Consider the following 3,224-nt stretch of genomic DNA (forward strand, 5'->3'; position numbering starts at 1 on the left):
CGTTTCGCCGCCGCCAGCGCCGCCTACGAGCCGCTGCGCGGCGCCGACGGCACCCTGCCCAGCACGTGGGAAGTGATCTACGCGCACGCCTGGGCGCCGCCGCCGGGCGCGCCGATCCGCGAGGGCGGCGGCGAGATCGCCGCGGTGCCGCTGTCAGCGATCCCGATCCGCCGCCGCGGCGACTGAGCCAGGCAGCACCCGGAACAGCACCCGACCCTGGTACGGTGCCCCCAACACCTGCGCCTGCGCGCCCTGCGCAGCGATGCGCGCGGCCACCTGCGGCCAGGCCTCCTGCTTGCACACCCACACCCGCCCGGCGCGCGGTTGCCGCAACACCGTGAGCAGATCGGCGTCGTATTCGGGACCGAAGCGCGGCGTGTCCTGCAACGGGTCCAGGCGGATCTTGCGCACCTGCGCGCCCAGCTCCAGGCGCAGGCCGTAGCGCGCCATGTCCTCGACGAACACCACCTCGCGCACCGGCGCATCGGCACGCTGCGCGATCGCCTGCGCCCAGGCGCCGGCATCCTTGTGCGTGGGCAGCAGCGCCACGGCCAGTTCGAGCGCCAGCAGCAATCCGCACCAGCCCAGCAGCCACGGCCAGCGCCACGGCGCCCGGCCCTCCTGCGCGCGCTGCCACGCCGCCAGCAACGCCAGCGGCACGAACAGCGGCAGCACGTACAGCGGCAGCCGTGAGCGCGACAGGCACAACACCAGCAGCGGCAGCAGCAGCCACAGGGTCAGCAGCAGCGGCGCGGCCTGCTGCAGGCGCAACGCCGGATCGCGCCACCACTGCCGCAGCTGCCGCGGCAATTGCCAGGCCCAACGCGCCAGCGCCGGCGTCCACGGCAGCGTGCCCAGGACCAGGATCGGCGCATACGCCACCGCCCAGCCGTACCACTGCGCGTTGCGCCCGAACGCATCGCTGGCCACGCGCTTGACCACCTCGTCGCCGACGAAGTACTCCAGCAATCCCGGATGGCCGTGGATCACCGCCAGGTACCAGGGCAGCGCCAGCACCACGAACAGGGCGATGCCGGAGAGCTGCAGCGCGCGCCGCGGCGGCCCGGGCGTCACCGCGTTGAACAGCAGCAGCGCCGGCAGCGGCAGCAGGCCAGGCGGGCCCTTGGTCATGAACGCCAGGGCGAAGCCGGCCCACATCGCCGCGATCCAGCGCTTGCCCTGTCCGGGCGGATGCGCCCGCGCTTCGACGAAGGCCCACACCGCCAGGGTCTCGCAGGCGGCGAGCAGGAAGTCGGTGGAAATCCATTGCGCCGCGCCGAACGGGGCCAGCATGGTCGCGTACAGCAGCGCCGCCTGCGCCGGCAGCTCAGGGCGTTCGGGAAACAGCCGCGCGGCCAGGCGCCACACCAGCAGCACGCACAGCAGGTAGGACAGCGCCGACGGCAACCGCGCCGCCCAGGGCGACGGCCCGAACACGGCGACGCTGGCGGCGATCGCCCAGTAGGTCAACGGCGGCTTGGTCCAGTGCGCCACGTCCTCGCTGCGGCGGGGCGTGAGCCAGTCGCCGCTGTGCAGCATGTTCAGCGCGACATTGGAGTAGCGGCCCTCGTCGGCATCCCAGATGCCGCGGGCGCCCAGCAGGGCCAGCGCGAGGGTGCAGGCCAGCAGCGCCACCGCGACGGCCGGGGAACGAAGCAGCGCGCGCATCGGCAGTCCTCTCGGTCGACGCGGCGACCTTAGTCACCGCGCCTGCGGCCGCAGATGACGGCCGGCGGACAGTTTTGCGACAGCGCGAACGCGCCGGCCTCAGGCCGGCGCGCGGCTCAGGCGGAGACCTGCGCGATCCAGTCTTCCAGGTTGTAGTAGTTGCTCACCCGGGCGATCCTGCCGTCGCGGATGTCGAAGAACGCCCCGCCCGGCAGCACGTAGCGCTGGCCGCGCGCCTCCGGCAGGCCGGTGTCGGTGTGGTGGTATTCGCCATGCACCACGTACTCGGCGGCGGCACGGCCGCCGTCCTGCGCGGCCAGCACCACGATGTCGTGCAACTGCTCGCGGTAGCTGGCGTTCATGCGCTGCAGGAAGGCGGCGAAGACCTCCTTGCCGGTCTCGCGCGCGCCCTGGTTGAGATCGTGGGCGACATCGTCGGTGAGCATGCCCAGCATGCCGTCCCAGTCGCCGCGGTTGAACGCCGCGTAATAGGCCTGCACCAGGGCGATGGTCTGGTCCTGCGCAGGAACTCCGTGGTTGCTCATGGCTGCCTCCCTCGGGCCGTGGAAAGGCCCATCATACGGTCTCGCCGCCGTGCTCAACGCCCCGCTCCAGCAGGTCGCGATGGAAGAAGTACAACTCCTGCAGCAGGAAGCGCCAGCGGGTCTGGAAGCTGCGGAAACGGCTGCTCGGGGTCGACGACGCCAGGGCGTCGATCTGCAGTTCCTGGCACAGCCGCAGCGCCCGTGCCATGTGCAGCGGATCGCTGACCACGATCACCCGGTGCAGGCCGTGTTCGCGCATCAGCCGCCGCGCCTCGATCAGGTTCTGCCGGGTGGTGCGCGACACCGTCTCGATCAGGATCGCGTCGGCCGGCACGTCGTGGCGCAGCGCGTAGCGCCGGGCCACCTGCGACTCGGCGAAACGCGCGCCGTTGCCGAAGCCGCCGGTGAAGATCAGGGTCGGCGCGTAGCCGCGCTGATACAGGTCCAGGCCGTGGCGGATGCGCTCCTCGAACACCGGCGACGGCTTGGCATCGTAGGCCGCCGCGCCCAGCACGATGATCGCGTCGGCCGGCGCCGCCTGGTCGCGGTCGCCGACCCAGACGATGTAGATCGCCACGCCCAGCAGCCACAGCCCCAGCAGCGCCGCCAGGCGCACCAGCCAGCGCAGCCAGCGGAAGCCGCCCCGCGCACTCATGCCGCGCCCCACGGCAAGGCGTCCAGGTCGACGTTGCCGCCGGACAGGATCACCCCGACCCGGCGCCCGGCGAAACGCGCCGGCTGTGCCAGCACCGCCGCCAGGGCGATCGCCGAGGACGGCTCCACCACCTGCTTGAGCACCTGCCACAGCAGCCGCATCGCCGCCACGGTCGCCGCGTCCTCCACCACCAGCACCTCGGCCTGGCCGTGCAGCAGGGCGAAGTTGGGTTCGCCGAGGGTGCCGCGCAGGCCGTCGCAGAGCGTGTCCGGGACCATGTCCACGCGGCGCTCGCCGGCCGCCAGCGAGCGCGCGGTGTCGGCGGCGCCGGCCGGCTCGGCCAGCAGCAACTGCGC

The 3,224-nt window shown here is 72.8% G+C and carries 4 protein-coding genes and 1 pseudogene; 1 reads left to right on the forward strand and 4 read right to left on the reverse strand.

Going from position 1 to position 3,224, the window contains the following annotated elements; genetic code table 11:
• Positions 1-186: pseudogene (locus D183_RS24315) on the forward strand (malonyl-[acyl-carrier protein] O-methyltransferase BioC); the annotation flags it as partial.
• On the opposite strand, the gene D183_RS0108495 reads toward D183_RS24315, so the two are convergent.
• The 4 genes from D183_RS0108495 to D183_RS0108510 form a co-directional block, all read right to left on the reverse strand.
• The gene (locus D183_RS0108495; protein ID WP_017908627.1) at positions 154-1,668 is read right to left on the reverse strand and encodes an ArnT family glycosyltransferase; all 1,515 of its coding nucleotides are present in this window, start codon (positions 1,666-1,668) and stop codon (positions 154-156) included. The pseudogene D183_RS24315 and the gene D183_RS0108495 sit on opposite strands and share 33 nt — an antisense overlap.
• Before the next feature lie 116 nt (positions 1,669-1,784).
• Complete coding sequence (locus D183_RS0108500; RefSeq protein ID WP_017908628.1) at positions 1,785-2,213, reverse strand: ketosteroid isomerase-related protein; 429 nt, start codon at positions 2,211-2,213, stop codon at positions 1,785-1,787.
• Between the two features lie 31 nt (positions 2,214-2,244).
• On the reverse strand, positions 2,245-2,880 hold the full coding sequence (locus D183_RS0108505; protein WP_026144308.1) for a YdcF family protein: 636 nt from the start codon (positions 2,878-2,880) through the stop codon (positions 2,245-2,247).
• Positions 2,865-3,224: pyridoxal-phosphate dependent enzyme (locus tag D183_RS0108510; protein ID WP_017908630.1), on the reverse strand; the 360-nt coding region annotated here is incomplete at its 5' end. The genes D183_RS0108505 and D183_RS0108510, both read right to left, overlap by 16 nt.

The sequence above is a fragment of the Xanthomonas sp. SHU 199 genome (assembly GCF_000364665.1).
GTDB lineage: Bacteria > Pseudomonadota > Gammaproteobacteria > Xanthomonadales > Xanthomonadaceae > Xanthomonas_A > Xanthomonas_A sontii.